This window comes from Sphingomonas sp. PAMC26645, assembly GCF_004795835.1.
Taxonomy (GTDB): domain Bacteria; phylum Pseudomonadota; class Alphaproteobacteria; order Sphingomonadales; family Sphingomonadaceae; genus Sphingomonas.
In genome coordinates this window covers 1,632,076-1,658,526 of record NZ_CP039249.1, presented here as the reverse complement: position 1 = coordinate 1,658,526, position 26,451 = coordinate 1,632,076, and the positions used below count along the sequence as shown (strand labels likewise).

The following is a 26,451-nucleotide window of genomic DNA, read 5'->3' as shown; positions in this document are numbered from 1 at the left end:
CGCGAGCCCACCCCTAGCCCCTCCCGCATGCGGGAGGGGGATGAATTAAGCCCCCGCCTTCACCGCAAACCCCCACGCCGCGTCCGCCAACCCGTGGATCTTGGCCACCGTCTTCTCCGCCTGAGCACTCGACGCAGTGCCGTCGATGATGCGCTTCTTGATGCCCTGGACGATGCCGGTCAGGCGGAAGAGGTTGTAGGCGAAATACCAGTTCAAATCAGGCACGCCATCGCGGCCGGTGGCAGCGCAATAGCGCTCCACGACGTGCTCGATCGTTGGAATGCCCGTCTCGGGACCGGTCATACCGAGTACGCCCGAGCGCCCCTCGGGTTCGGTCACCCAGCTCATCAGCAGATATGAGAAGTCCGCCAGCGGATCGCCCAGCGTCGACAACTCCCAGTCGAGCACCGCGATGACCTTCGGCTCCGACGGCGCGAAGATCATGTTGTCGATCCGGTAGTCGCCGTGGACGATCGAGGTGCGCGTCTGCTCGGGGAGTGTACGCGGCAACCATTCGATCAGCCGCTCGACCGACTCCATATGCTCGGTTTCGGCCGCGCGGTATTGCTTGGTCCAGCGGCCGACCTGGCGCTCGAAATAATTGCCGGGCTTGCCGTACTCGCCGAGCCCCGCCGCTGCGTAATCGGTGTTGTGGAGCGCGGCGAGCGTGTCGACCATCGCCTCGTAATGCGCGGTGCGCTCGGACGGAGTCGCACCCGGCATCGAGCCGTCCCAGATCGTCCGGCCCTCGACCATCTCCATGACGTAGAAGGCCGAACCGATGACCGCCGCGTCCTCGCAAAGACCATAGGGCCGAGGCACCGGGAAGCCGGTCGGATGGAGCCCGGCGATCACGCGATATTCGCGGTCAACCGCGTGCGCGCTCGGCAGGATGGGGCCGAACGGTTTCCGGCGCAGAACATAGGCGCGGGTTGGCGTGTCGAGGCGGTAGGTCGGGTTGGACTGGCCGCCGGCGAACTTGGCGTAAGTCAGCGGGCCAGCGTAATCGGGCACATTGGCAGCCATCCACGCGCCGAGCTTGTCGAGGTCGAGCTTGTCACGCTCGCCGACGGCGATCGTGCCGACCATGCTGGTCGAAGCGTCACTCACGAGAAGGTGATCACGCTGCGGGTCGTGTCGCCGCGGCGGAGTTCGTCGAACGCGTCGTTGATGCGCTCCAGCGGCATCCGGTCGGCGATGATGGTGTCGAGATCAAGCAGCCCGCGCATGTAGAAATCGACCAACCGCGGGATGTCGATCGGGAAGCGGTTCGAGCCCATGAAGCCGCCCTGCAGGCGCTTGCCCGACAGCAGGTCCATCGCCGACAGCCCAACCTTCTCGCCGAGCGGCATCATGCCGAGGATCGTGGCGGTGCCCCCGCGACGCAGGACCTTGACCGCGGTGGCCGCGGATTGCGCGCGGCCGACCGCTTCGATCGCGTGGTGCACGCCGCCCTTCGTGATCGCGACGACCTCGTCCGCTGCGGTGTCGGACAACGCATCGATGCTGTGCGTCGCGCCGAGCTTCTCCGCCATCGCGCGCTTTTCAGGCACCGGATCGAGCGCAATGATCTTCCCCGCGCCCGCGATCTTGGCCGCGTTCACGGCCGCGAGCCCGATGCCGCCGCAGCCGACCACGCATACCGTCTCGCCCGGAGTCACGTCGGTAGTGTTGAACACCGCCCCTGCCCCCGTCGTGATCGCGCAGCCGAGCAGCGCCGCACGGTCCATCGGCATGTCGCGGTCGATCGCGACGCACGCGTGTTCGTGGACCAGCATCATCTCGGCATAGGCGCTGAGGTTGAGCATCTGCGCGATCGGTCGGTCGCCGAGCATGAGGCGGGGGGCCGCACCCTTGGGACGGCGAACGCTGGCGTCGATGCACAGCGACATCCGGCCGGTGACGCAGAACTCGCACTGGCCACAGAATGCCGACAGGCACGTGACGACATGGTCACCAACCTTCACGCCGCGCACTTCATCGCCGACCGCCTCGACTATCCCGCAAGCCTCATGCCCTGGAATCGTCGGCATCGCGTGTGGATAGGCGCCGTCGACGAAATGCAGGTCGGACCGGCACACGCCGACCGCGACCGTACGGATCAGCACTTCGTGCGCGGTCGGCTTCGAGATGGTGACATCCTCGATGCTGAGCGGGGTGTTGGCTTCGAAAAGGACTGCGGCTTTCATGGGTAGGTACGCTCCGAAACGAGACCGTCATCCTGACGAAAGTCAGGACCCAAAGCCAAGAGCGCTGCCCTTGTGGCTCTGGGTCCTGGGCCGAGCCCAGGATGACGAAGAAAGAAGGACGAACGGGGGTTTACCGGCTCACCCCGACATCCCCACTTGACACGCCACTCTTGCGGAAGTCCCCGTACTTCCCGAACTCGTTGCGCGCGATCGAGCGGTTGTGGACTTCATCCGGGCCATCCGCGAACCGCAGCGTCCGCATCGCCGCCCAGTCGTGCGCCAACCGGAAATCGCCCGAGACACCGCCGCCCCCATGCGCCTGGATCGCGTCGTCGAGGATGCGGAGCGCCATGTTGGGTGCCGCGACCTTGATCATCGAGATCTCGATCTGCGCGGACTTGTTGCCCGCCTTGTCCATCATGTCGGCGGCCTTGAGGCAGAGCAGCCGCGTCATCTCGATGTCGATGCGCGCGGTCGCAATGCGCTCTTCCCACACCGAGAAGTCCGCGATCCTCTTGCCGAACGCGACGCGTTCGAGCAGCCGCCGCGCCATCGCTTCGATCGCGGTCTCGGCCACGCCAATGGTGCGCATGCAGTGATGGATACGCCCCGGTCCAAGCCGCCCCTGCGCGATCTCGAACCCGCGCCCCTCGCCGAGCAGCACGTTCTCGACCGGCACGCGGACGTTCTCCAGCACGACTTCGCCATGCCCATGCGGCGCGTGGTCATAGCCATAGACGGAGAGCATGCGCTTGATCGTCACGCCGGGCGTATCCATCGGCACGAGGATCTGGCTCTGCTGCTGGTGCCGCGATCCCTCGAACGACGTCTTGCCCATCACGATCGCGATCTTGCAACGCGGATCGCCGACGCCGCTCGACCACCACTTAGTCCCGTTGATGACGTAGTGATCGCCGTCGCGCACCATCGACGTCTCGATGTTGGTCGCATCCGACGACGCCACCGCAGGCTCGGTCATCAGGAACGCCGAGCGGATCTCGCCGCGCATCAGCGGGCCGAGATAGGCCTCCTTCTGGTCGCGCGTGCCATAGCGGTGGAACACCTCCATGTTGCCGGTATCGGGCGCCGAACAGTTGAAGCACTCGCTCGCCCAGCCGACCTTGCCCATCTCTTCCGCGCATAACGCATATTCGAGATTGGTGAGCTGCGTGCCCTCGAACACGAACGAATCGTCGACGTGGGTCTGGCCCGAATGTGGCGGCATGAAGAAATTCCAGAGCCCGGCGGCCTTGGCCTTCTCCTTCATCTCCTCGATCACCGGAATCACCTTCCAGCGCTCGCCCTCATGCGCCTGCTGGTCGTAATCGGCCTGACGCGGGCGGATATTCTGGTCGATGAAATCCCGGACCCGATCCCGGAAATACGTCTCTCGTTCGCTCAGCGTGAAATCCATGCGGGCTCTCCGTTCGTCGTCGCTTTGAAGGCGGGGTAGACCATACCGCACATTCGGTAAAGCGTGTGGAGCGGTCCGGAAAGCATGTTTTCAACTCCGCCCTGAAACCGCCTAAAAAGCACTGTATCTTCAAATCGAAGCTGTTAGGGTGTTTCGATGAAGGTTCCGGCAGAGGCCAGCGACGAGAGCGAACAGGGGACCAAGCGCTTCCGTGCGAAGCGTGATGCGATCCTCGCCGCGGCGGCAGAAGCGATCAACGAGCAGAGTGCCAAGGGCATGACGTTCGCGGACGTGGCGCGTCGCGTCGGGCTCAATACCACGAGCGTTACCTATTATTTCAAGCGCAAGGAAGACCTTGCAGCAGCGGCGTTCGAGAACACCCTCGAATCGCTGATCGCGATGCTCGACGTCGCGGCGGAAGAAGCGACGCCGGAGGAACGCGTTCGGCGCTATCTCGCGCTCAACATGGACCGGCTCGGGCGGATCCAGCGCGGCGAGGAGAAGGCGTTCGCGGTCCTCTCCGATCTGCGCGCCACCGAGGAGCCGATGCGCGGGCGACTGATGGCGGGCTGGCGCGAGGTATTCCGTCGCACGCGGCTGCTATGGGGTCCGACCGCGTCGCGTGCGCAAACCGATCTCAACGGCGCGCGCGCGCATGTGCTGCTGGAAAACACGTTCTGGCTGCCGATCTGGCTGACGCGGTACGAGCCCGACCAGTACGGCCGTGTCGAGGAACGCCTGATGGACGTGTTCGCACACGGCATCGCGGGCAAGGACGCCAAATGGTCCCCCGCCCTGCTTGATCTCAGCCATGACGAAGCGGAGCCGGGCCGCGAGGCGTTCTTGCTCGCCGCGACGCGTTTGATCAATGAACTCGGCTATCGCGGCGCTTCGGTGCAGAAGATCGCTTCCGAGCTGAACGTCACCAAGGGCAGTTTCTACCACCATCTCGATGCGAAGGACGACCTAGTCATCGCGTGCTACCGCCGTAGCTTCGACACGATCGCCGATGCGCAGAGCCGCGGCGAGGCCGAGGGCGGCAGTTACTGGCACAAGCTGTCGAGCACCGTTGCGACCTTGCTCGACGTGCAGTTCGCCGAACGCGGGCCGTTGCTGCGTACCACCGCGCTGAGCGGATTGCCGGTCGGCGTACGCAACGCGATGGTCGATCGCTCGAACGGCATCGCGCGACGCTATGCGGGCATGATGATGGACGGCATCGGCGAAGGCTCGATCCGCGCGGTGGATGCGCTGATCGCGGCACAGGCGTTGATGGCGCTCCAGAACGCAGCGTTCGACATGCGCAAATGGGCGTCGACGATGCCGCGCGAGCGGGCAATCGCGATGTACGCCTCGACGTTGATGTTCGGCCTGTTCGACGATCGGATGGCGAAGGCCTGATCCGCCGTCACAAGCCGAACGACAATCGCACTCGTAACGGTTTGGTTACGCGGCGTTAACGCCGAGCGGCCGATCCCGACACCTCCACGGAGGGCGTCATGCACACGATCACGACCGATCTCGAGACTGGCATCATCGAGGTCGAGGCATCGGGCTTTTGGACCGTCCCGCATGTCGAGGGCTTTCTTCGCGATCTGGAGCGCGAAGCCCGACGCGTGCTGGCAACGGGCAAGCGTCATATGCTGTTGGGCAATTTCTCGCAGTCCGCGATCCAGCCCCAGGAGGTGGTCGCGATGCTCCAGCGCGTCGCTTTGACTATCCCCCTGAAGTCCCGCAAAGTCGCACAACGGCAAGCTCGCGCGGTTGCAGGTGAAGCGGATCGTCGCGGTGCGCGACGACATGGCGGTGTTCGATGACCGGAAAAGTGCGATGGCGTGGTTATTGGGCGATGCGCCAGCCTACGGTGACGCCGCCGCCGCTTCGCCAGCCTGACGAAGAGGCGACTACCTCGCAGCATCCTCCGCTCGCTTGAGCAGAACCCCTGCGCGCCAATAGTGGAACAGTGCCCAGGGGGTCATCAGCACGATGATGATCAGCGCGTAGCGCAGCGAATCCTCGCCGAACCCGGGCTTGAGCAGATCGCTGAGCCACCCGACCAGCGTCGGCCCGAGCCCCAGCCCGACCAGGTTGATGACGAGCAGCGTGATCGCCGCCCACATCGCGCGGATTTGCAACGGGGCAAGGTGCTGGATCAGTGCGAAGCTCGGCCCGAGATACGAGTTCGCGAAGATCAACGACACGAAATAGCTGCCGATCGCGACTACCGGCGAATCGATCAGGTAGAATGCGAGCGCGAACGGGAGCGACAGGCCCTTCATCACGAGGACGACCCAAGCCTGGACGTGGAGCCCGTGACGCTTGGCGAGCACGTCGGCTATCTTGCCGCCTGCGAGCGCAGAGATCGCGCCGAACAACGCACCCGGCAACGCGATGTAGCGTGAGATATCAAGCATCGAGATGCCAAGTGATCGCTGGATATAGCTCGGTCCCCAGCCGGTCAGCGCGTAGCCGATCATCGAGGTCAACGTCACGCCGACCACCAGATGCCGCGCCGGTGCACTCGCCCACATCGACGCAAACCCCTGCGCGACGCTCGGCATCGGCTTCGCCACTGCGCGCGCCGCATCGGACAGGCCGCGGCGGGGCTCGACCATGAACAGGCGGACCAGCAGGGCGAGCACGATCCCCGGCAGACCGACGGTCATCATCGCGATCCGCCAGCCATAGCTATGCGCGACGACTCCGCCGATCAGCGTCCCGAACCCTGCACCGAGCACCACGCCGAGCGAATACACGGCCATCGCGCTCGCGCGCTTCTCGGGCGGGTAGAGATCGGCGATGATCGAATGGCTTGGCGGGCTCGACCCCGCCTCGCCGATGCCGACGCCGATCCGGAACAGCATCAGCTGCGTGAAGTTCTGTGCGAGCCCGCACAGCGCGGTCATCGCGCTCCAGATCGTCAGGCTGGCGGCAATGATGTTGCGACGGCTGGTCCGATCGGCCAGCCGTGCGACCGGAATGCCCAACGTCGCATAGAAGATCGCGAACACGAGTCCGGACAGCAGCCCGAGCTGCGTATCGGTCAGCAGCAGGTCCGCCTTGATCCGCTCGAGCAGGATCGCGAGAATCTGGCGGTCCATGTAGCTGAAGAAATAGGTGAAGGTGAGCAGCGCGAGCGTCAGGCCCCGTCGCTTCATCGCCAATGCGTCGGCGATCTCGGGATGGGACTGATACGCTGCGGCCATCGGCAATACCTCGAAGTCGAAACAGGCCTTACGCTAGGGCAATTGAGGCGTACCAGACAAGCTAAAGCTGCATTCCTGGCCGACCTGCGACGAGCGAACGGTATGTGGATGACGAGGGACATTACCGCTGCGACGCAATGTCTTATGGGTTTGAAGGCGTTACCGGTGTTTCGTGAGAAGGACGGCGGAAGATGCGTCCTCGTTTGGGTCGCTCTTCCGCCTTATCCCCTCTCCAACGTCGTGGCCGGCTCGTCTCCGCGTCATCAGTGGAGCGGAGCGTCCGGGCAATCTGAATACTGGGTATGCGGCTCCCCTCGCATAGATTCGCGACGTTGCAAAGCGTATTTTCCTTATCGCTCCCGCCAGGGATGGAATCCCTCGTGGCGTCCAGCTTGCCCGCCACGGCCCCTGCCTCGCCTCCCACGCAACACAATCGCTGGAGCATTCCGAAGACTGACTTATTTAATCGGCCCCCGCCAAACGCGGCGAGATCCCACTGCTTCTAAAAGAAGCCCGGTCCGACCTCACGATCAGGGCGAGTGCGGCTTGGCCGGCGGCGATCGCCGCGTACGAGAGGGCAAGGCAATCGACGACAGCATCAAGCCCAGCACCGACGAAGCGAAGAATCCGCTGCTCGGGCAGACGGCGGTGAAGGCCGGACGTTAGTCGCTGATCGTCCACCCCAGCCGCGGATCGCCACCGCGAACGGGTTGGGCGGCAGCCAATCTTTGGGCGAAACTGCCATCGGCTACGTAGGCTGGTGGAGCGGCCATCGCGGCCGGTGGACTATAGGCCACGGTCGCGTAGGATGGCGACACTAGGGCCGGACCTCGCGCGAACGACGCGGCAGCGGGCGGGATCAGCGGTGCGTACCGGGCCATCCGTATCGCTGGACGCGCGATCCGGGTCGCCTCACCGGTGAACGCGGTGAACTGGCGCCCTTCCTCGAACACGGCGTTGTGCCCGGTGACGAACGCCCCCGCGACGACACCGCCGACGATGATCGTCCCGATCGTCTCGCCGGTCCGGCCATCTCCGGCGGCGTGATAGCGACCAACGACGGGTACGCTACGACCGCCGACTTCGACCGAGCGCAGTTCGATATCGAGCTTGCCGGATTTGCCGAACGCGCCCTTGCCGGTCCTGAAGGTGACCGCGCCGACGCCGGGAGCCCCGCGCGGGATCAACACCGCGCCATCGACGATCACGTCCCGCGCGACCGATACAGCGACGGTTTGCCCGACGCGTGCGCGATCCGACGCGATCTCCTCGTCCAGGCGCAATACCATCTCGGTATGCGCCGGCACGACGATCGCCGCATCCGTCGGCGCTTCCTGAGCGGATATGGCGGTGGGTAGCGTGCACAATGCCGCAACGACGATCAGCTTGTGCACTCGGTTTCTCCCCTGCGGGCACGGTCTGTCCCGCGCCGGAGATAGCCGAGGAAGGACTTCTATCGTGTGAAACGAGTTGGTTAACTGCGCCGGTTACGCTTGGGCACTCGGTCGGGCGGAGGCACGAGCGTGCCATGCCCTTAAATGTTCGAGATCGTCGGGCATCGCGACGCCGACGAACTTGGCGAAGTCGATCGTCGTGAGCAGGACGATATCGGCAATCGTGTAGCGCTCGCCATCAAGCCAGTCGCGACCGGCAAGCGCGCGATCGAACTCCGCCATCGCGGCGAGCACGCGTGGGCGCTGGCTTTCGCCGAACTCGGTATATTGCGGCTGGACGATCCGTGCGGTCCAGGGATGCGTATGCAGCCAGACCATCGACAACGGCGTCATCAGCCGCAGTTCGATCCGCCGTGTCCACATGTCGATCTCCGCAATGTTGTGCGCGCCGTGGCCGAACATTGGCGGGTCGGGATGGAGAATCTCGAAGTAGCGACAGATCGCGACGCTCTCGGTCAGCACGCGGCCGTCGTCGAACGTCAGCGCAGGCGTCTGGCCGAGCGGATTGACCGCCAGGAACGGCTCGGCCTTGTGCTCGGCCTTGGGGATCGAGATCTGCGCCATCGGTACGCGGACATGCTTTTCGGCGAGGAAGATGCGGACGCGGCGCGGGTTGGGCGCGGGCAGTGCGCTATCGTAGAACAGCAACGGCGTCTCCTGACATCGGTTTTCGAATATACCGTATGGCATTGCCAGGCGCGTTCGCCTAGCGATGCGTCGCATGACGACCGCTGCAGACATGCTCGCCACGGGCTTTGCCACCCTCCCCGATCTGATCCGCGCGCATGCGTTGGAACGGGGGGATCGGGTCGCCGTTGCCGATGCGCAGGGCAGCATCGACTATCGGACGCTCGACGGGATGATGGACCGGGTCGCGGCGGCGTTGCAGCGCCATGGGGTTGCGCCGGGGACGGCGGTGGCGATCGTTGCCGCGCCGACGACGGAGTATGCGGCGGTATTCCTTGGTGCGGTACGCGCGGGGTGTGTCGCGACGCCGATCGCACCGTCCGCTACGCCGGCTGCGATTGCGGCGATGATTGCGGATAGCGGCGCGCCGGTGGTGTTTCTCGATGCGGAGAATGCTCGGGCTTTGGAAGGGCAAACGCTTACAGCCCTGCCTGTCATGTTCCCCCGCGAAGGCGGGGGTCCAGACTGGGCCCCCGCCTTCGCGGGGGAACAAGCTTTCTACCGTCTTGAGGACTGGCTCGCGCCCGATGATGCAAAGCCAACCCCCGTCGAGATAGCTCCCCAAGACCCGTTCAACATCATCTACTCGTCCGGCACGACCGGCACGCCAAAGGGCATCGTCCAGAGCCACGCGATGCGCTGGGCGCATATCGCGCGCAACACTGCCGCAGGGTTCGACACCGCCGTCACAATGATCGCGACACCACTCTATTCGAACACCACGCTGGTCAGCTTCCTGCCGACGCTCGGCTGGGGCGGTACCGTCGTCCTGATGGGCAAGTTCGATGCGCGCGCCTATCTCGAACTCGCGCAGCGATACCGCGCGACGCACACGATGCTGGTCCCGGTGCAGTATCAGCGGATCATGGCACTCCCCGACTTCGATGACTTCGACCTGTCGACGTTCCGCTTCAAGACCAGCACCAGCGCGCCGTTCTCCGCGGCGTTGAAGGCCGATGTCGTCGCGCGCTGGCCGGGCGTGCTTGTCGAATTCTACGGCATGACCGAAGGCGGCGCGAGTTGCGCGCTGAATGCGACGGCGAACCCGACCAAGCTCCACACCGTCGGCCAGCCGATGCCGGGGCACGAAATCCGCCTGATCGACGATGACGGCGTCGAGGTCACGCCCGGCGAGATGGGTGAGGTCGTCGGCCGCAGCCCGGCGATGATGAACGGCTATCACGGCCGATCGGAGGCGACACGCGACGCCGAATGGCATGACGGAGACGGCAACCGCTACATCCGCCACGGCGACGTCGGGCGGTTCGACGAGGACGGTTTCCTGACGCTGATGGACCGGAAGAAGGACCTGATCATCTCGGGCGGCTTTAACATCTATCCGTCCGACCTGGAGACGGTGCTGGCGCAGCACCCGGCGGTGGCGGACTGCGCGGTGATCGGCGTTCCTTCGGAGGCGTGGGGCGAAACGCCTGTGGGATTCTACGTCCCCCGTGTCGATGCGGCCGAAGATACCCCCGCGATCCTCGCTTGGGTGAACGGCCAACTTGGCAAGACGCAACGCCTCTCCGCGCTCCATGTCACCGACGAGCTACCCCGCAGCGCGATCGGCAAGGTTCTCAAGCGCGAACTCCGCGAGCGGTTGGGAGCTGCCGCCGCATGACCAGTTTGAAGCAGGCGATCGACGCGCTGGAACCGATCGACGGTGGCTGGCGCGGGACAGTGCCCGAGAACTGGCTCCAGGGCCGTACCGCGTATGGCGGCTTCTCCGCCGCACTCGCGCTGCATGCCGCGCAGAAGTCGGACGTCGACCTGCCGCCGCTCCGGTCCGCGCAGGTATCCTTCATCGGGCCCCTCTCCGGCGAAATCGTGATCCGCGCGAGCCGGTTGCGGCGCGGGCGCAACGCCGCGTTCGTGCAGGCGGATGTCGAGAGCGCGGCCGGACTGGGCTTGCGCGCGACGTTCGTGTTCATGGGGGCGGTCGCCTCGCGCGTCGATCACCAGGCCGGCAGCGCGCCGGATTTCCCGATGCCCGGGCCAGAGACGCAGACGTTCCGTGGCCACAGTGCGGTGGCATTCTCGCGGAACTTCGACTTGCTCGATCGGCGGGATGACGGCGTCGGGCCGGCGGAGTGGCTGCGGTGGGTGCGGCTGGCCGAGCGTGACGGGCTCGATCCGATGGTCGAGCTTATCGCGGTCGCGGACTGCCTACCGCCGTCGGCGCTGAAACTGCTGGGCGGCCCTGCCCCGCTCAGTTCGATGACGTGGCTGCTCAACATCCTCGGTCCGCAGCCGGTGACGCGCGATGGCTGGTGGCTGCTCCGCGCGACCACCGATTACGTACGCGAGGGTAGTTCGAGCCAGCAGATGGCGATCTGGAACGCGGACGGCACGCCGGTCGCCGAACAGATGCAGAGCGTCGCGATCTTCGCCTAGTCCGACTAGCACGCGCCTGACATATCTTGCGACACATTGGTGGAGGGGCGGCAAAACCCTGCGACAACCGGGGTTTAGATCGATGGTCATTCGATGGGAATTCGTCCCACTCCGCCGGAGACCGACATGCGCAAGACCGTCCTCACCCTGATGCTCGCCGCCAGCGCGGTTACGTCCACAGCTAGCACCGCGCAGACACCTACTACGCCACCTGCGCCAATGCGCCAGGATGCGAACCGCGTTTCCACGCGCGCGGAGGCGATCGCGCAAGCCGATGCCCGCTTCGCACAGATGGATACCGATCATGAGGGCCGGATCACCGCCGGCGAGATGCGCGCCTATCGCGAAGCGCTACACGACCGGATGGTCGCCAGCGGTCGCGACGTCCCCGTGCCGCCGCCGGGCGGCCGGAAGCATGACGGCGTGGGTCGGCGGATGGATCCGAACGGTGACGGCAGCGTGACGCGCGAGGAGTTCGAGGCACGCGCGCTGAAGCGGTTCGATCGGATGGATGCCAACCACGACGGCACGATCGACGCGACCGAGCGCGCCAACGCCGCCGAGATGCGCCATGTCGATCGGCGCGAACGCCGTGAGGGCGTGACCCCGCCCGCATCTGCACCTGCTCAATAATTCGGAAGAGGGGAAGCATCGGGCGTCGGTGCTTCCCCTGGACAGCCGCCATGCTAGACACTGCCCCGATGGGAGATATGCCGCACCTGTTGCTCGTCGACGACGAGCGCTCGATCCGCGAGCCGCTGGCCGTTTATCTCACCAAGCAGGGGTTTCGCATCACGCAGGCGGGCGATGCGGAGGCGGCGCGGACGCGGCTGACGGCATATGCGATCGATCTCGTCATCCTCGACATCATGATGCCGGGCGAGGACGGCTTATCACTGTGCCGGCATATCGCCGCGACCAGCGACGTGCCGGTGATCTTGCTGACCGCTCGCGCGGAGGAGACGGACCGGATCGTCGGGCTCGAGATGGGCGCGGACGATTATGTCGTGAAGCCGTTCTCGCCGCGCGAACTGGCGACGCGTGTGAAGGTGGTGCTGCGGCGCGCGACCGCGGGCGGATCGCGCCAGCATGCGCCGGAGAGCAGTTCCTACGGGTTCGCCGGCTGGGTCCTGAAATCGGGTGAGCGCGCTCTAATCGATCGCGAGGGCGTCTCGGTGCCGCTGTCGACCGGCGAGTACAACCTGCTGCTCGCGCTGGTGACGCGCCCGCGCCAGGTGCTCACGCGTGACCAGTTGCTCGACCTGACCCAGGGGCGCGAGGCCGCTGCGTTCGACCGTGCGATCGACAACCAGATCAGCCGGTTGCGTCGGAAGATCGAGGCGGATGCAAAGACGCCCGAGCTGATCAAGACGGTCTGGGGTGGCGGCTATACGCTGGCGGCCGAAGTCACGCGCCTGTGATCCGGTCCGTATGACGCGGTTCAAGCCCTGGCCGCGCAGCCTCGCCGGCCAGATGGCATTGCTGATCGCGCTCGCGCTGTTGGTGGCGCAAGTCATCAACTTCGGCATGATCCTGCACGATCGGTCCGAGTTCCGCCTTGCCCAGGCAACGCGGCCGGTCGCGACGCGGATCGCCGACGCGTTGGACCGCGAGGCACATGGCGGCCGCGCGCTGAGCCCCGACCGCGGCCGCGTACGCCGCTTGCCCGCCAATCCGATCTCACCCGCGATGTTCGAGCGCCATCCCGAAGTCGCCACCGAACTGCGCCGGCAATTCGCCGATCTTGGACTGATTGTCGGGCGGATCGATACCGGCCTTCGCCCCGCCACCGACGAGACGAGCGATGCGCACCGCCGCGACGGGCTGCGACGTGGCGATCGGCAAGGCGCGACGCTACTGATCGCGATCGAGCAGCCCGGACGCGGATGGCTGGCGATCACCGCGCCTTGGCCGCAGCCCGGCTGGCGGTTGTTGCTCGCGGTGCTGACGCAGACCGCGATCCTGTACATCATCGTGTTGCTGCCCGTGTTGTGGATCGTCCGACGGATTTCGCGCCCGCTCCAGGATTTGCGGCGCGCGGCGGAGAGTTTTCGGCCGGGCGATCTGGGCGCACCGATGCCGCCGCATGGGCCCGATGATGTCGTCGCGTTGATCGCGGCGTTCAACGCGTTGCGATTGCGCGTTACGGGGATGCTCGACGAGAAGGACCGGATGCTCGGCGCGATTGGCCACGACCTGCGTACGCCGCTGGCGGCGCTAAGAGTGCGCATCGAGTCGGTCGAGGACGATGTCGATCGGGCGCGGATGATCGATACGGTGGCGGAGATGAACCGGACGCTGGACGACATTCTCTCGCTGGCGCGGCTCGGGCGACCGAGCGAGCCTCTGACCGACGTCGATCTTGCTGCGCTGGTCGATGCGGTGGTCGAGGATTTTCGCGATATCGGTAGCGACGTCAGCTTCGTCGAGACGGAGCGGCTGCGGATGCATCTGCGCCCCTCGCTGATCCGCCGAGCGGTGCGCAATTTGATCGAGAATGCGATCAAATACGGCGTGTCGGCGGAGGTACGTGTCGAGGCGGGGGCGAAGACCGTGGCAATCGTCGTAGCGGATCAGGGGCCCGGTATCCCGGAGGATCGGATGGGCGACGTGTTCGACGCGTTTACCCGGCTAGAGAGCTCGCGGAACCGGGAGACGGGAGGGATCGGCCTGGGGCTGGCGCTGGCCCGCGCAATCGTGCGGGAAGCTGGTGGCGAGATTCGACTGGTGAATCGAGTGGGCGGCGGTCTCGACGCGATCATCGAGCTGCCGCGCTAGTTCCTTCTCCCTCTTCCCTCCGGGGAGAGGGTCGGGGTGAGGGGAAGCCAAGCAGGACACCACCTGGAACAGCCCCTCACTCCAGCCCTCTCCCCGCCGGGGAGAGGGAGCAGAGGCTCAATCCTCGACGATCTGACTGTTCGTCCGCGTGTCCTTCATGCGCAGATAAACCACCAGCGACACCGCGATCATCGCCGTCACGTACCAGTAGAAGCCGCGTTCGAAGCCGGCGCCCTTGAACTTCAACGCGACGAATTCCGCGGTCCCTCCGAACAGCGTGTTGGCCAGCGCATAGGGCAGAGCGACGCCCAGCGCTCGGATATGCGCCGGGAACAGTTCCGCCTTCACGACCGCGTTGATCGACGTGTAGCCCGTCACGATCACCAGCGCCGCCATCACCAGCAACCCGGCATAGATCGGGTTGGTCGCGGTCTCCAGCGCGGTGAAGATCGGATAGGTGAACAGCACCCCGGCAATACCGAACCCGACCATCAGCGGTTTCCGCCCGATCTTGTCCGAAAGCCCGCCCGCGATCGGCTGCAACAGCATGAACACGAACAGCGTCGCGGCGTTGATCTGGCTCGCCACCTCGCGGCTGAACCCGCTGGTGTTGACCAGGAACTTCTGCATGTAGATCGAGTAGGCGTAGAAGGCGAGCGTACCGCCAGCGGTCAGCAGCATCACCGTGATCGTCTCACGCGGATGCTTGGTGATCAACTGGATGAAGCCCGACTTGGGCTTGCCGTCGCCCGCATCGGCCTTGGCATTCTCGAAGCTCTGCGTCTCGGCAAGGCCATGGCGAATATAGAACACGACCACGGCCAACACCGCGCCGATCGCGAACGGAATGCGCCAGCCCCAGGAATCGAGCGCCGCCTCGCTCATCGTCGACTGCAGCACGAGCAGCACGCAGATCGCGAGCAGCTGGCCCGAGATCAGCGTGACGTACTGGAACGACGAGAAGAAGCCGCGGCGGTTCTTGCCCGCCATCTCGGTGAGATACGTCGCCGACGCGCCATATTCGCCGCCGACCGACAGACCCTGCATCAGCCGCGCGATCACCAGCATCGTCGGCGCGAACACGCCGATCGTCTCATACCCCGGCGTACACGCGATGATCAGCGAACCGGCACACATCAGCGTGACCGACACCGTAAGCCCCGCCTTGCGACCATGGCGATCGGCATAGATGCCCATGATCCACGCGCCGATCGGCCGCATCAGGAAGCCGACCGCGAAGACCGCCGCCGTGCTCAGCAACTGCGCGGTGCGATCGGTCGACGGGAAGAAATGCGGCGCGAAATACAGCGTGAAGGCGGAATAGACGTACCAGTCGAACCACTCGACCAGATTGCCCGTCGATCCACCGATGATCGCCTTGAGGCGCGTTTTCTGATCGGGTGCCATTACTTCGTCCCCTGCGGCGCTTGCGTCGGAAAGCCGCGCTTCTTGAGCAGCGCGTTCACGTCGGGATCACGCCCCCGGAACGCGCGATACGCCTCGGCGCGATCGGTCTCGTTGCCGGTCGACAACAGGATCTTGGCGAACTTGTCTGCGGTCGGCTTGTCCCACGGACTGCCCGCCTCCTCGAACGCCGCGAAGGTGTCGGCGTCCATCGTCTCGGACCAGAGGTAGCTGTAATACCCCGCCGAATAGCTGTCCGATGCGAACAAATGCTGGAACTGCGGCACGCGGTGACGCATCACCAGCTGCTTCGGCATGCCGATCTCGGCGAGCGTCGCGGCCTCGAACTTGTCGGGATCGATGACGCCGTCGGGGACGGTGTGGATCTTCATGTCGACGATCGCCGACGACAGGTATTCCGCGGTCTTGAAGCCCTCGCTGAACTTGCTCGACTGCTCGATCTTGTCGAGCAACGCCTGCGGCATCGCCGCCTTGGTCTGGTAATGCCGCGCATATTTGTCGAGCACGTCGCGGGTCAGCAGCCAATGCTCGTTCACCTGGCTCGGATATTCCACGAAGTCGCGCGGCGTGCCCGCGAGCCCCGGATAATAGACGTTCTGGAGCATCGCGTGGATCGCATGGCCGAACTCGTGGAACAGCGTCTGTGCATCGTCGAGGCTGATGAGGATCGGCTCGCCCGGCAAGCCCTTGGCGAAATTGTTGTTGTTCGACGACAGCACGAGCTGCGCCGGCGCGAGGCCTCGCTGCCCACGATACGTGTTCGCCCAAGCACCCGATCGCTTGCCGGTCCGCGCGAAATCGTCGCGATAGAACAGCCCGACGTTCTTGCCGTTCTTGTCGGTGACGCTCCACACGCGCATGTTCGGCTCGAACACGGGAACGGTGCCGGTGATCTCCTTGAAGTTCAGCCCGTACAGCCGGTTGGCCGCGTACAGCGACCCCTGGATGATGTTGCCGAGCTCGAAATACGGCTTCAGCTGCGCCTGATCGAGGTCGTACCGGGCTTTACGCACCTTCTCCTGGTAGAAGCGGTAATCCCACGGCTCGATCGTCAGCGAAGTGCCGGCGACCTGCTGCATGTCCGCGACTTCCTCGGCCACGCGTGCCTTGGCGGCGGGCCAGACGCGCATCATCAGGTCCATCGCCGCGGCGGGCGTCTTCGCCATCGTGTCCTGCATCCGCCAATCGGCATGCGTCTTGAACCCGAGCAGGTGCGCGCGGTCGGCACGCAGCTTGACGATCTGCGCGATGGTCGCGTTCGTGTCGTTCGCATCGCCATTGTCGCCGCGGTTGACGAACGCGCGCCATACCTTCTCGCGCAGAGCACGATCGGTGGCGTAGGTCAGCACGGGATCGACCGCCGACCGCGTGTTGACGATCGCGAAGCCCGGCAGCTTCCGCTCGGCCGCCGCGGCCTTGGCGACCGCCTTCACGCTGTCGGGAAGACCGGCAAGTTGCGCCTCGTCGGTGACCGAAATCGCTTTGCTCTCGTCTGCGAGCAGCTTTTCGCCAAATGTTGAGAACGCCGTCGCGAGCTGCTGGTTATACTGCGACAGCTGCGTCTTCTGCGCGTCGGTCAGCTTGGCGCCCTGGCGTACATAACTGTCGTAGATCCGCGTCACGAGCCGGGCCTGCTGCGCGTTCAACCCGCTGGAATTGCGGCCTGCGTAGATCGCCTGGATGCGCGCGAACAACGACTTGTCGAACGTGATCGCGTCCGATGCCGCGGAGAATTTGGGCGACCATTCGCGGTCGAGCTTCTGATACGCCGGGGTGTTCATGTTGCCGGTCATCACGCCGAACAGCGTCATCACCTGACCATAGCGCTTGCCGGCCAACTGCATCGGCACGATCGTGTTGGCGAAGGTGGGCTTGGCAGGATTGTCGGCGATCTTGCGGTATTCGACGGTCCGCTCGGCCAACGTCGTCTCGAACGCCTGCGGGAACAGCTCGGGGCGAACCCTGTCCCACGGCGGCACTCCGCCCAGCGGACCGGTCCAGTCGGCCAGCAACGGGTTCGCGGCGGGTGTCGTGGACGTCGCACCAGTCTGCGCGGCGATCGACGTAGACGCCATCAACGCAACGGCGCTGGCGGCGAGGTATAGAAACTGCACATGGATCTCCCGGTCAATGTGCCGGGTAGCATAGTGATAAAGTTACGTAGCGGAAGGCGTACGCATTGATCAGCGCGTAGCGCCGGTCGTACGCGCCGTAAGATCAGTCGCCGGATCGATCGTCGCGCGGCTGGCTCGCAGCCACTTCCGCCGCCGCAATAAGCCTACGCCCCGTCTCAGCGGCGGCCTGCGGCGTGAAGGTGATCGCCAGGCCGTCGACGCCGTCCAGCGTCACCAGCCCATTCTCGGCGGCGGCGATGCCTGCGAGGGTTTCCGGCGTCATCATGGTCTCACTCCCCCGACCGTTGATCCTGCCATGGGTCACGCGCCGGCTACCCGTCACTCGCCCCTGGAACCGTAAAGATATTGTGGTTCGAATTCAGCAACGGCTGCAAGTGCTTTACGATCCACGATATTTACCTCGCCAGCCTTGAACGTCAGCAGGTTTTTCTCGCGAAGCGCTCTCAACACGCGGTTGACGTGAACGCCGGTCAACCCGGTCGCCTCTGCCAGATCGGGCTGCGTCATCGGCAGCATGAACCGCCCGTCCTCCGCCATCCCGATCATCTCCAGCCGCGCGTTCAGTTCGCAGAACAGATGCGCGATCCGCCCTTCCGCGCCGAGCCGCCCCAGCCGAAATATCCATTCGCGGTGCATCGCTGCGTCGAGCAGCGTGCTGAACCACAGTTTCTGCGTCAGATGCGGATAGCGCTCGGTGATGGACTGCAACGTACGGTGTTCGAAGCAGGCGATCTTCACGGGCCCCAGAGTCGCGATATCGTGATCGAGGCGCTTCATCGGGAATGCGTGTAGATCGACGAAATCGCCCGGTACGTGCACGGCGACCAGCTGACGCTGACCCTCGCGGTCGTCCATGTAGCGACACACGAACCCCTCGATCAGCAGCGTGCTCGTCTCGATGAGGTCGCCCGCCCGGACGATCTGCTTGCGCCCGGGCACCTGCCGCACGGATTCGATGCCGTCCTCCAGCACCTGCTTTTCTTCGTTGCTCAACTCATGGCGACCACGGCCCATGAGGAATTTTTCCGAGATCATCGACACCCCTTCATCACCCGGCCTCGTACCGCCCTCCGCGATAGAAGAACAGATCGGGATTCGTACTGATCAATATCAAAGGTTATGTCGGACGCGAAACATTGCAGCGGTTCGCGGGTTCCTCCCCGACCATGTACCAGCCAATTTTCCAGAACGACCACCCGCTCGCGCGCAAGTTCATCGAGACTGTGCAGGCGCCGCAATTCCCCTGCGTCGGCGCAAAATCCGCGCTCGCCAAGGGACAGATGGACATTCTCGTCGCCCGTGATGTGCGATCCGCTTGGGACGACATGAGAATTTCTCCGGCGCTCGGCGAGACCGTCCGCAAATACCGTGAGGATCGCGCAATCTTCCGCACGCTTATCATATTGTTCGAAGCGCCTGCTTTGTTGTCGGAAGAAGAGTTCGAGGCACATCTTTGGGCCCGCGCTCAGTCACTTAGCGACAAGGACGAGTGGCTTGGCTACCGCCCCGACCCGTCGGTAAGCAGCGATCCCGACGATCCGCATTTCTCGCTGAGTTTCGCGGGCGAGGCATTCTTCGTCGTCGGCCTCCATCCCAATGCGAGCCGTCCGGCGCGAAAGTTCGAATCGCCGGCGATAGTGTTCAACCTGCACGACCAGTTTGAGGTGCTGCGCGACCAGCAGCGCTACGACAAGTTGCGTTCGTCGATCCTCGCGCGCGACCTCGAATATGCCGGCTCGATGAACCCGATGCTGGCGCGCCACGGTGAATCGAGCGAAGCGCGACAATATAGCGGGCGCGTCGTCGACGAATCCTGGAAATGCCCTTTCAAGCGAGGCGAAGCACGTGGCTGACATCAAGACGATCCCGCCGCGCTCGGGGGCCGGTTTCACGCTCGACAAGGGGCAGACGCTCACCGTGATCGATCCAGAGGGCCGCCAGGTATCGGACTTGCTCGCCTATAACCGCGCGGATGTGCGTGAGGCGATCTCGTCGGGGCGAACGCTCGATTATGCGAGCCGGTTGTACCTGACGACCGGCGACCTGCTCTATTCGAACCGTAGCAACGTGATGCTGGAGATCGTCTCGGATGATGTGGGCCGGCATGATTTCCTGCTGACGCCGTGTTCGAAGGAAACCTTCGCGATTATCTATGGCGACACCGACCCCCATCGCGGCTGCTTCGGCAATCTCGCGGAGGCGCTCGCGCCGTGGGACATCGAGCCGGACCATATCCCGGTCGCGTTCAACTGCTTCATGAACGTGCCGATCAACGGCGAGACGGGCACGTTCACGGTCGAACCGCCGCTGAGCAAGGCCGGCGACACCATCGTCTTCCGCGCTGCCATGGACCTCGTCATCGGCATGACCGCCTGTTCAGCGCTGCAATCGAACGGGGGCAGCTTCAAGCCAATCCAGTACCGGATCGACTGAGCGCTCAGCGGCGCTGGTAGAAGATGTGCGACTCGACGGTAGCCACCTTGACGAGCGAACTGCGCCAGTACGGTACGAGCCAGTCGGTGTGGTAATGGGTTGCGCGGCCGACCGGCGTATAGACGTAGCCGTTCATCGCCCGCAGTGCCGCGTGCCTCGCCTGTTCCCAGCCCTCGTGCTCGGGCCGCCGTGTCTGCGAGCCGTCGCAGGTGAACGAGAACTGGCATCCCGTCTTCCGGTTCGCACCTTGATAGACGACCCCGCAGACCGACTTGGGGAAGCCACGCGCGCCGACCCGGTTGAGCACGACCTGGATGACTGCACGTTGTCCGTCACGGTCGGCGCCAGCCTCATAGAGCGCAGCGGTGGCGAGGCATTCGGTCGCCTGGAGGCGCGCCGCAGGACCGCCACGAAACCGGAACGGCTCCGCTCGCTTGCGCTTTTCGGCAACGATCGGGACCAGCGCATTGGAAGCGCGCGCCTGCGCCATCGTGAGACGTGGCTTGCGGTGCGCCGTGGTAGTTTCGGTCGGCCAGGGCAAATCGGTCAGCGATCCGAAGATCGCCGCGAACGCGACCACTGCGCCGAGGAGAAGAAGCCAATGCTCGGACGATGGTCTCAGCCCGGATCGATTGCGCCGCCGCGATGAGACATATCGGGCCGGTCGCTTCGCCATCCCGTGTCCTTACCGGCGAAATTTTCGCAAGGAAACGATCCGTATGCGGCTCGTCCCGAAGGTGGACGCGCAATCGTTGGAAAGAGATGGTGCCCCTGGCCGGAATCGAACCAGCATGCCTTGCGGCAACCGATTTTGAGTCGGTCGCGTCTACCAATTTCGCCACAGGGGCAGCGGCGGGTTGGCTAGACGAAGCTTTCGTCCGCCGCAAGCGGGTTTAGTTGCGCCTTTAGCTTCGGGGCGGCTGACGGCGGTAACTTAGCGCCTCGGCAATGTGGATACGACCGACGGTATCGCTGCCCGCGAGATCGGCGATGGTGCGGGCGACGCGGAGGATGCGGGTGTAGCCGCGCGCGGTCAGGCGCATCGCTTCGGCGGCGTGGGCGAGGAGTTTGCGGCCGGCTTCGTCGGGCGTGGCAACGGCGTCGAGCAGCGCGCCATCCGCCTCCGCATTCGTACGAACCGGGTGGTCGCGGTATCGCTCGGTCTGGATCGCTCGGGCGGCGGAAACGCGGGCGGAAACCTCTGCCGAGCCTTCGGTCGGCGGCGGAAGGATCAGGTCGGCGGCGCTGACCGCCTGGACGTCGATGTGCAGGTCGATTCGGTCGAGTAGCGGACCCGACACCTTCGCCTGATAATCCGCGGCGCATTTCGGGGCCCTCGCGCAGGCCAGGCTCGCGTCGCCGAGGTGGCCGCACCGACACGGGTTCATCGCGGCGATCAACTGTACGCGCGCAGGAAAGGTGACGTGCGCGTTGGCACGGGCGACGCTGACCGTGCCCGTCTCAAGCGGTTGGCGCAGCGAATCGAGGACGGCGCGCTGGAACTCCGGGAGTTCGTCGAGGAAGAGCACGCCGAGATGTGCGAGGCTGACCTCCCCCGGCTTCACCTTCAGCCCGCCCCCGGTGAGTGCCGCCATCGAGGCGGAATGGTGCGGGGCACGAAAGGGACGCGTGCGGGTCAGGCGGCCGCCGGAAAGCGTGCCCGCTACCGATTGCACCATCGACACCTCGAGCGCCTCGGCGGGGTCGAGCGGTGGCAGGATGCCGGGCAGGCACGAAGCCATCAGCGACTTGCCCGAGCCAGGGGGCCCAACCATCAAGAGATTATGCGATCCGGCGGCTGCGATCTCCAGCGCGCGCTTGGCGGTTTCCTGCCCCTTCACCTGCCGCAGGTCTGGACCGTGGTCGGCGTGCTCTGCGATTCCCGGCTTGGGTGGGCTGAGCAGGCCGTGGCCCTTGAAGTGGTTGAGCAATGACAGCAGGTCGGGTGCAGCGATAACCTCGATTTCGCCTGCCCATGCCGCTTCCGAACCTTGCGCGGCGGGGCATACGAGCCCCTTCCCCACCTCCGACGCGTGCAATGCCGCGAGCAGGACTCCCGGCGACGCCGTGATCCGCGCATCAAGGCCAAGCTCGCCAACGATCACATAGTCCGCCAGCGCCTCAGCATCGGCCACCCCCATCGCCGCCAGCAACGCCAGCGCGATAGGAAGATCGAAATGCGATCCTTCTTTCGGCAGATCGGCGGGCGACAGGTTCACCGCGATGCGCTTCGGCGGCAGCGACAGCCCCATCCCGGCGATCGCACCGCGTACGCGTTCGCGGCTTTCACCGACCGCCTTATCCGCCAGCCCAACCACGTTGAACGCAGGAAGTCCCGGAATCAGTTGGACTTGCACCTCGACCGCGCGCGCCTCCAGCCCAAGATATGCCACCGTCGCTACGATCGCCGCCATGCCCGCTCCCCTGCGACATGACGTCACGCCTTATTCATACCCGATTTGCCATGTCTGCAAGGACGGGCGGCACGGAACTCTCCGATCACGCCGTCTTGCGAACCTAATACACCGGACCCACATGCCTTCCGTGAAAGCAGTCCGCTCCCCCGTTCTTCGCTTCGGCCAATTGGTGCTCGGAATAATGTTGATCCTGAGCGCGCCGCTGCTCGCACCGCTGCCGGGGCCTGCGGGGATATTCCTGTTCGCGGGTGGAATGGTGCTGATCCTGCGCAATTCGCGCTGGGCGCGGCTCAAATGGGCGCGGTTGAAGCGGCGTTGGCCCCGCACCGGGCATTTCGTCGACCGGATGATGCGGCGGCAGAGCGCGATGCGGCGGCATGAGCGGGCCAAGGCTGCCAAAAACGCGACCGTTACGACGGGTGCGAATTGACTTACCGCCGCCCTTTCCGTAAGCGCCCAGCCATCAAGGCCGTCCCCGTGGCGGCCGTTTTCTATTTGATGACCTAGGGAATGACCAATGAAGCGGACCTTTCAGCCGAGCAACCTGGTACGCGCACGCCGTCACGGCTTCCGCGCACGGATGGCGACGGTCGGCGGCCGGGCAGTGATCCACGCACGCCGCGCCCGCGGTCGCAAGAAGCTGTCGGCCTAACCATTCTAGACAAACGCCGCGATTTTCTCGCGGCGAATGCGGGGAAGCGCGCACCGATGCCAGGATTCGTCCTGCTCATGCGACCCCGCGATGACGGTGACGAGACGATGCGAATCGGCTTCACCGTCACCAAGAAGATCGGCAACGCCGTCGTCCGGAACCGCATGAAACGGCGGTTGCGGGCGTTGGCGCGTGAGCTGTTGGCGGAGCGCGGCGTTGCCGGGGCTGACCATGTGTTGATCGGGCGCAACGGCGGGGTCGAGCGGGATTACGCTTTGTTGCGGACCGAGCTCGGTAAGGCGTTCCGTAAGGTCACGCCTCAACCTGCTTCCGCGACGCCAGAGCACCCCACCACCCCGGCGAAGGCCGGGGCCCAATTGGGAAAGCGGCCGTGATGACGGGCCGCCATCTGTTACCACTGCCCCCCAATTGCGCCCCGGCCTCCGCCGGGGTGGTTAATATTTGCCGAAACGTTTCATCCTTACCCTTGTTCTCCCGCGAAGGCGGGAGCCCAGTCTGGGTCCCCGCCTTCGCGGGGAAACAGTCTTGTGGCGTGGGCGAACGTCAGTTTTGACATGCTAGCCCGCCTACTCATCCTCCTCGCTCGCGCTTGGCAACTCGGGCCCTCGCTCGTTCTGCCATCGAGCTGCCGCTACGATCCTTCGTGTTCCGCCTATGCAATCGAGGCCGTTGGGCGCTATGGCGCGCTCAAGGGGGGCTGGTTGGCGGCGAAGCGTATCGCGCGTTGCCATCCGTGGGGCGGGTACGGCCCCGATCCGGTCCCAGATATCGACAAGAAACTGAAAGACGCCGCCCTGTGAAAGACGACAAGCAGAATTTCGTGCTGTTCGCGGTGATCGCGGCGCTGATCCTGTTCGGATGGCCGCTGATCCAGGGCAAGTTCTTCCCGACCGCGAATCCGCCGGTCACGCGGATCGAGGGCGGCAAGACCAAGGCCGTCGCGAACCCCGCCGCCGATCCGGCCGCAGACGGTGCCGCCGCGATCGGCGATCGCAACGCCGTGATCGCCAGCACCCCGCGCATCCGCATCGAGACGCCCCGCGTGTCCGGCTCGATCAACCTGAAGGGCGCGCGGATCGACGATCTCGTGCTCAAGGGCTATGATGAGACGGTCGCGAAAAACTCGCCGCCGATCCGCCTGCTGTCGCCCGCCGGTGCGCCCGACGCGTATTTCGCAAGCTTCGGCTGGCGTGCGCAGGGCCTGACCCCGCCTGCCGCTGATGCCGTCTGGACGCCCTCGGGCGCGACCACGCTGACGCCGACCACGCCGGTCACGCTCGACGCGACCAACGCTACCGGCCAGCGCTTCCGTATCCAGATCGCGGTCGACCAGGATTACATGTTCACGGTACGCCAGACCGTCCTCAACGCCGGCACCGCGCCCGTCCCTGTAGCCACCTACGGCCTCGTTAACCGCGTCGGAATCTCGAAGGATCCGTCGTCGATGACGATCCATGTCGGGCCGATGTCGGTCGACAATGGCGGCGCGCATTATCGTCCGAACTACAAGGACATCGACGAGGCCGCGCAGAAGTTCACGACGACCGGCGGCTGGCTCGGCTTCACCGACAAATACTGGCTGACCGCGATCACCCCAGACCAAGGTCAGGCGTTCGACGGCCAGTTCCGCGCCGGCGCCAACAAGTCGTACCAGGCCGATTACGCGCTCCAGCCCAAACAGGTCGCACCCGGCCAGTCGATCACGCAGGTCTCGCGCTTCTTCGCCGGCGCCAAGGAAGTCCGGCTGCTCGATCGCTACACCGATCAGGCCGGCGGCGTTGCCAAGCTCGATTACGCGATCGACTGGGGCTGGTTCCGGATCGTCGAGAAGCCGATCTTCTACTATCTCGACTGGCTGTTCCGCATGGTCGGCAACTTCGGCGTCGCGATCATCCTGCTGACCGTGACGATCCGCGGCCTGCTGTTCCCGATCGCCCAGCGCCAGTTCAAGTCGATGGCCGCGATGCGCGCCGTCCAGCCGAAAATGAAGCTGCTGCAGGAGAAGTATAAGGACGACAAGGTCCGCATGCAGCAGGAAGTGATGGCGCTGTACAAGGCGGAGAAGGTCAATCCACTCGCCGGTTGCGCCCCGACGCTGCTGCAGATTCCGATCATGTACGCGCTGTACAAGGTGCTCATGCTGACGATCGAGATGCGTCACCAGCCGTTCGTCGCGTGGATCAAGGATCTGTCCGCGCCCGATCCGCTGACGCCGCTCAACCTGTTCGGCCTGCTGCCGTTCACGCCGCCGCACATGATCGCGATCGGTGTCGTGCCGATCATCCTGGGCATCAGCATGTACTTCCAGTTCAAGCTGAACCCGACGCCGATGGACGATACGCAGAAGCAGGTCTTCAAGCTGCTGCCATGGGTGCTGATGTTCGTCATGGCGCCGTTCGCGGTCGGCCTCCAGGTGTACTGGATCACGTCGAACTGCCTGACGATCATCCAACAGAAGCTGCTCTACGCCCGCCATCCGGGCCTGAAAGTGCCGGTGACCAAGTGAACGACGTTCCCAACTTAGGTCCCGATCTCGAGCAGACCGACGCGCCGTTTACGCCGGAGATGCTGGAGCATGCGCGGAAGCTGTTCGCGGGCCATGTGGGCTTCCTAAAGTCGGCGCCGACGCTTGAGTTCCTGCCCGACGCGTCGGTGCCGGAAGTAGCGTTCGCCGGTCGCTCGAACGTCGGCAAGTCATCGCTGTTGAACGCGCTGACCGGGCGCAATTCGATGGCGCGCACGTCGAACACGCCGGGCCGCACGCAGGAGCTGAACTTCTTCGACGTCGGAGCGCCGCTCGCGTTTCGCCTGGTCGACATGCCCGGCTACGGGTTCGCCAAGGCGCCCAAGGACGTCGTCAAGAAATGGCGTTTCCTGATCAACGATTTCCTCCGCGGGCGTGACGTGTTGAAGCGCGCGCTCGTGCTGATCGACTCACGCCACGGCATCAAGGACGTCGACCGCGAGATTCTCGAGATGCTCGACAAGGCCGCGGTCAGCTACCGCATGGTCCTGACCAAGGCGGACAAGATCAAGGCGTCCGAACTGGTCGACGTCACCGAGCGCACCGCGATCGAGGCGCGCAAGCGTCCGGCCGCACATCCCGACATCCTCGTCACGTCCAGCGAGTACGGCATGGGCATTCCCGAACTCCGCGCGGCCGTCGTCGAAGCGGTCAGCTAACGGCATAGTCTGCAGACTCGGGCCCTTCCTACCCCGTCATAATGGCGATGGCAGGTGACGCTG

Annotated in this window: 27 protein-coding genes and 1 tRNA gene; 15 read left to right on the top strand and 13 right to left on the bottom strand. The window is 64.9% G+C overall.

Annotation, left to right across the window (positions count from 1 at the left end; translation table 11 throughout):
* Positions 1-45: 45 nt before the first annotated feature.
* The 3 genes from E5673_RS07765 to E5673_RS07755 all read right to left on the bottom strand — a co-directional run bounded on the left by E5673_RS07765 (position 46) and on the right by E5673_RS07755 (position 3,603).
* Positions 46-1,089, bottom strand: coding sequence for a phosphotransferase family protein (locus tag E5673_RS07765; RefSeq protein ID WP_136191403.1), 1,044 nt, complete (start codon positions 1,087-1,089; stop codon positions 46-48).
* Between the two features lie 17 nt (positions 1,090-1,106).
* On the bottom strand, positions 1,107-2,189 hold the full coding sequence (locus tag E5673_RS07760) for a Zn-dependent alcohol dehydrogenase (protein ID WP_136189533.1): 1,083 nt from the start codon (positions 2,187-2,189) through the stop codon (positions 1,107-1,109).
* Between the two features lie 130 nt (positions 2,190-2,319).
* Positions 2,320-3,603, bottom strand: coding sequence for an acyl-CoA dehydrogenase family protein (locus tag E5673_RS07755; protein WP_136189532.1), 1,284 nt, complete (start codon positions 3,601-3,603; stop codon positions 2,320-2,322).
* A gap of 156 nt (positions 3,604-3,759) precedes the next feature.
* On the opposite strand from E5673_RS07755, the gene E5673_RS07750 reads away from it, so the two are divergent.
* Entirely contained in the window at positions 3,760-5,004 is a 1,245-nt protein-coding gene (locus E5673_RS07750) for a TetR/AcrR family transcriptional regulator (protein WP_136189531.1), read from the top strand.
* 98 nt (positions 5,005-5,102) lie between these two features.
* Positions 5,103-5,420 (top strand): hypothetical protein, encoded by a 318-nt coding sequence (locus E5673_RS07745; RefSeq protein ID WP_136189530.1) that lies wholly within the window; start codon positions 5,103-5,105, stop codon positions 5,418-5,420.
* Positions 5,421-5,507: 87 nt separating this feature from the next.
* On the opposite strand, the gene E5673_RS07740 is transcribed toward E5673_RS07745, so the two are convergent.
* The 3 genes from E5673_RS07740 to E5673_RS07730 all read right to left on the bottom strand — a co-directional run bounded on the left by E5673_RS07740 (position 5,508) and on the right by E5673_RS07730 (position 8,911).
* Entirely contained in the window at positions 5,508-6,809 is a 1,302-nt protein-coding gene (locus tag E5673_RS07740; protein WP_136189529.1) for an MFS transporter, read from the bottom strand.
* Between the two features lie 662 nt (positions 6,810-7,471).
* A complete protein-coding gene (locus E5673_RS07735; RefSeq protein ID WP_107952256.1) occupies positions 7,472-8,203 on the bottom strand; it encodes a hypothetical protein in 732 nt (243 codons plus the stop codon).
* A 93-nt stretch (positions 8,204-8,296) separates the two neighbouring features.
* Positions 8,297-8,911, bottom strand: coding sequence for a glutathione S-transferase family protein (locus tag E5673_RS07730; protein ID WP_210731819.1), 615 nt, complete (start codon positions 8,909-8,911; stop codon positions 8,297-8,299).
* Between the two features lie 73 nt (positions 8,912-8,984).
* Here E5673_RS07730 and E5673_RS07725 point away from each other — a divergent pair, with 73 nt between their 5' ends.
* The 5 genes from E5673_RS07725 (at position 8,985) to E5673_RS07705 (ending at position 14,122) form a co-directional block, all read left to right on the top strand.
* Positions 8,985-10,571: a class I adenylate-forming enzyme family protein gene (locus tag E5673_RS07725; protein ID WP_136189527.1), complete on the top strand. Its 1,587-nt coding sequence runs from the start codon at positions 8,985-8,987 to the stop codon at positions 10,569-10,571.
* The gene (locus tag E5673_RS07720) at positions 10,568-11,344 is read left to right on the top strand and encodes a thioesterase family protein (RefSeq protein WP_136189526.1); all 777 of its coding nucleotides are present in this window, start codon (positions 10,568-10,570) and stop codon (positions 11,342-11,344) included. The genes E5673_RS07725 and E5673_RS07720 overlap by 4 nt, the downstream gene beginning before the upstream one ends.
* A 126-nt stretch (positions 11,345-11,470) precedes the next feature.
* Complete coding sequence (locus E5673_RS07715; RefSeq protein WP_168711584.1) at positions 11,471-11,977, top strand: EF-hand domain-containing protein; 507 nt, start codon at positions 11,471-11,473, stop codon at positions 11,975-11,977.
* Positions 11,978-12,045: 68 nt separating this feature from the next.
* Entirely contained in the window at positions 12,046-12,765 is a 720-nt protein-coding gene (locus E5673_RS07710; protein WP_136191401.1) for a response regulator, read from the top strand.
* Positions 12,766-12,775: 10 nt separating this feature from the next.
* Entirely contained in the window at positions 12,776-14,122 is a 1,347-nt protein-coding gene (locus E5673_RS07705; RefSeq protein WP_247599628.1) for a HAMP domain-containing sensor histidine kinase, read from the top strand.
* Between the two features lie 117 nt (positions 14,123-14,239).
* Here E5673_RS07705 and E5673_RS07700 read toward each other — a convergent pair whose 3' ends face one another.
* The 4 genes from E5673_RS07700 to E5673_RS07685 form a co-directional block, all read right to left on the bottom strand.
* Complete coding sequence (locus E5673_RS07700) at positions 14,240-15,529, bottom strand: MFS transporter (protein ID WP_136189524.1); 1,290 nt, start codon at positions 15,527-15,529, stop codon at positions 14,240-14,242.
* Positions 15,529-17,661, bottom strand: coding sequence for a M3 family metallopeptidase (locus tag E5673_RS07695; protein WP_136189523.1), 2,133 nt, complete (start codon positions 17,659-17,661; stop codon positions 15,529-15,531). Before E5673_RS07695 ends, E5673_RS07700 begins: the two co-directional genes overlap by 1 nt.
* Before the next feature lie 103 nt (positions 17,662-17,764).
* On the bottom strand, positions 17,765-17,947 hold the full coding sequence (locus tag E5673_RS07690) for a hypothetical protein (RefSeq protein ID WP_348769893.1): 183 nt from the start codon (positions 17,945-17,947) through the stop codon (positions 17,765-17,767).
* A 53-nt stretch (positions 17,948-18,000) separates the two neighbouring features.
* Positions 18,001-18,717: a Crp/Fnr family transcriptional regulator gene (locus tag E5673_RS07685; protein ID WP_056063303.1), complete on the bottom strand. Its 717-nt coding sequence runs from the start codon at positions 18,715-18,717 to the stop codon at positions 18,001-18,003.
* A gap of 131 nt (positions 18,718-18,848) precedes the next feature.
* Between E5673_RS07685 and gntA the strand changes: the two genes are divergently transcribed.
* Positions 18,849-19,535, top strand: a complete 687-nt coding sequence (gntA, locus tag E5673_RS07680; RefSeq protein WP_136189522.1) for a guanitoxin biosynthesis heme-dependent pre-guanitoxin N-hydroxylase GntA — start codon at positions 18,849-18,851, stop codon at positions 19,533-19,535.
* Entirely contained in the window at positions 19,528-20,115 is a 588-nt protein-coding gene (locus tag E5673_RS07675; protein ID WP_136189521.1) for an urea carboxylase-associated family protein, read from the top strand. The genes gntA and E5673_RS07675 overlap by 8 nt, the downstream gene beginning before the upstream one ends.
* Before the next feature lie 4 nt (positions 20,116-20,119).
* Here E5673_RS07675 and E5673_RS07670 read toward each other — a convergent pair whose 3' ends face one another.
* From E5673_RS07670 to E5673_RS07660, 3 genes are all read right to left on the bottom strand, one after another.
* Positions 20,120-20,791, bottom strand: a complete 672-nt coding sequence (locus E5673_RS07670) for a cell wall hydrolase (protein WP_136189520.1) — start codon at positions 20,789-20,791, stop codon at positions 20,120-20,122.
* An 87-nt stretch (positions 20,792-20,878) separates the two neighbouring features.
* Positions 20,879-20,963: transfer RNA gene (locus tag E5673_RS07665), tRNA-Leu, on the bottom strand.
* Between the two features lie 57 nt (positions 20,964-21,020).
* The gene (locus E5673_RS07660; RefSeq protein WP_136189519.1) at positions 21,021-22,529 is read right to left on the bottom strand and encodes a YifB family Mg chelatase-like AAA ATPase; all 1,509 of its coding nucleotides are present in this window, start codon (positions 22,527-22,529) and stop codon (positions 21,021-21,023) included.
* 184 nt (positions 22,530-22,713) lie between these two features.
* Here E5673_RS07660 and E5673_RS07655 point away from each other — a divergent pair, with 184 nt between their 5' ends.
* From E5673_RS07655 to yihA, 6 genes are all read left to right on the top strand, one after another.
* Positions 22,714-22,962: a hypothetical protein gene (locus E5673_RS07655; protein WP_247599627.1), complete on the top strand. Its 249-nt coding sequence runs from the start codon at positions 22,714-22,716 to the stop codon at positions 22,960-22,962.
* Positions 22,963-23,049: 87 nt separating this feature from the next.
* The gene (gene rpmH / locus E5673_RS07650) at positions 23,050-23,184 is read left to right on the top strand and encodes a 50S ribosomal protein L34 (RefSeq protein WP_031393806.1); all 135 of its coding nucleotides are present in this window, start codon (positions 23,050-23,052) and stop codon (positions 23,182-23,184) included.
* A gap of 2 nt (positions 23,185-23,186) precedes the next feature.
* Positions 23,187-23,579 (top strand): ribonuclease P protein component, encoded by a 393-nt coding sequence (rnpA, locus tag E5673_RS07645; RefSeq protein ID WP_136191399.1) that lies wholly within the window; start codon positions 23,187-23,189, stop codon positions 23,577-23,579.
* A 180-nt stretch (positions 23,580-23,759) separates the two neighbouring features.
* The gene (yidD, locus tag E5673_RS07640; protein ID WP_056051180.1) at positions 23,760-24,005 is read left to right on the top strand and encodes a membrane protein insertion efficiency factor YidD; all 246 of its coding nucleotides are present in this window, start codon (positions 23,760-23,762) and stop codon (positions 24,003-24,005) included.
* The gene (yidC, locus tag E5673_RS07635) at positions 24,002-25,711 is read left to right on the top strand and encodes a membrane protein insertase YidC (protein WP_136189517.1); all 1,710 of its coding nucleotides are present in this window, start codon (positions 24,002-24,004) and stop codon (positions 25,709-25,711) included. The genes yidD and yidC overlap by 4 nt, the downstream gene beginning before the upstream one ends.
* Positions 25,712-25,770: 59 nt before the next feature.
* Positions 25,771-26,388 carry a ribosome biogenesis GTP-binding protein YihA/YsxC gene (gene yihA / locus E5673_RS07630; RefSeq protein WP_093399584.1) on the top strand — a complete coding sequence of 206 codons (618 nt, stop codon included), beginning with the start codon at positions 25,771-25,773 and terminating at the stop codon, positions 26,386-26,388.
* Positions 26,389-26,451 lie beyond the last annotated feature (63 nt).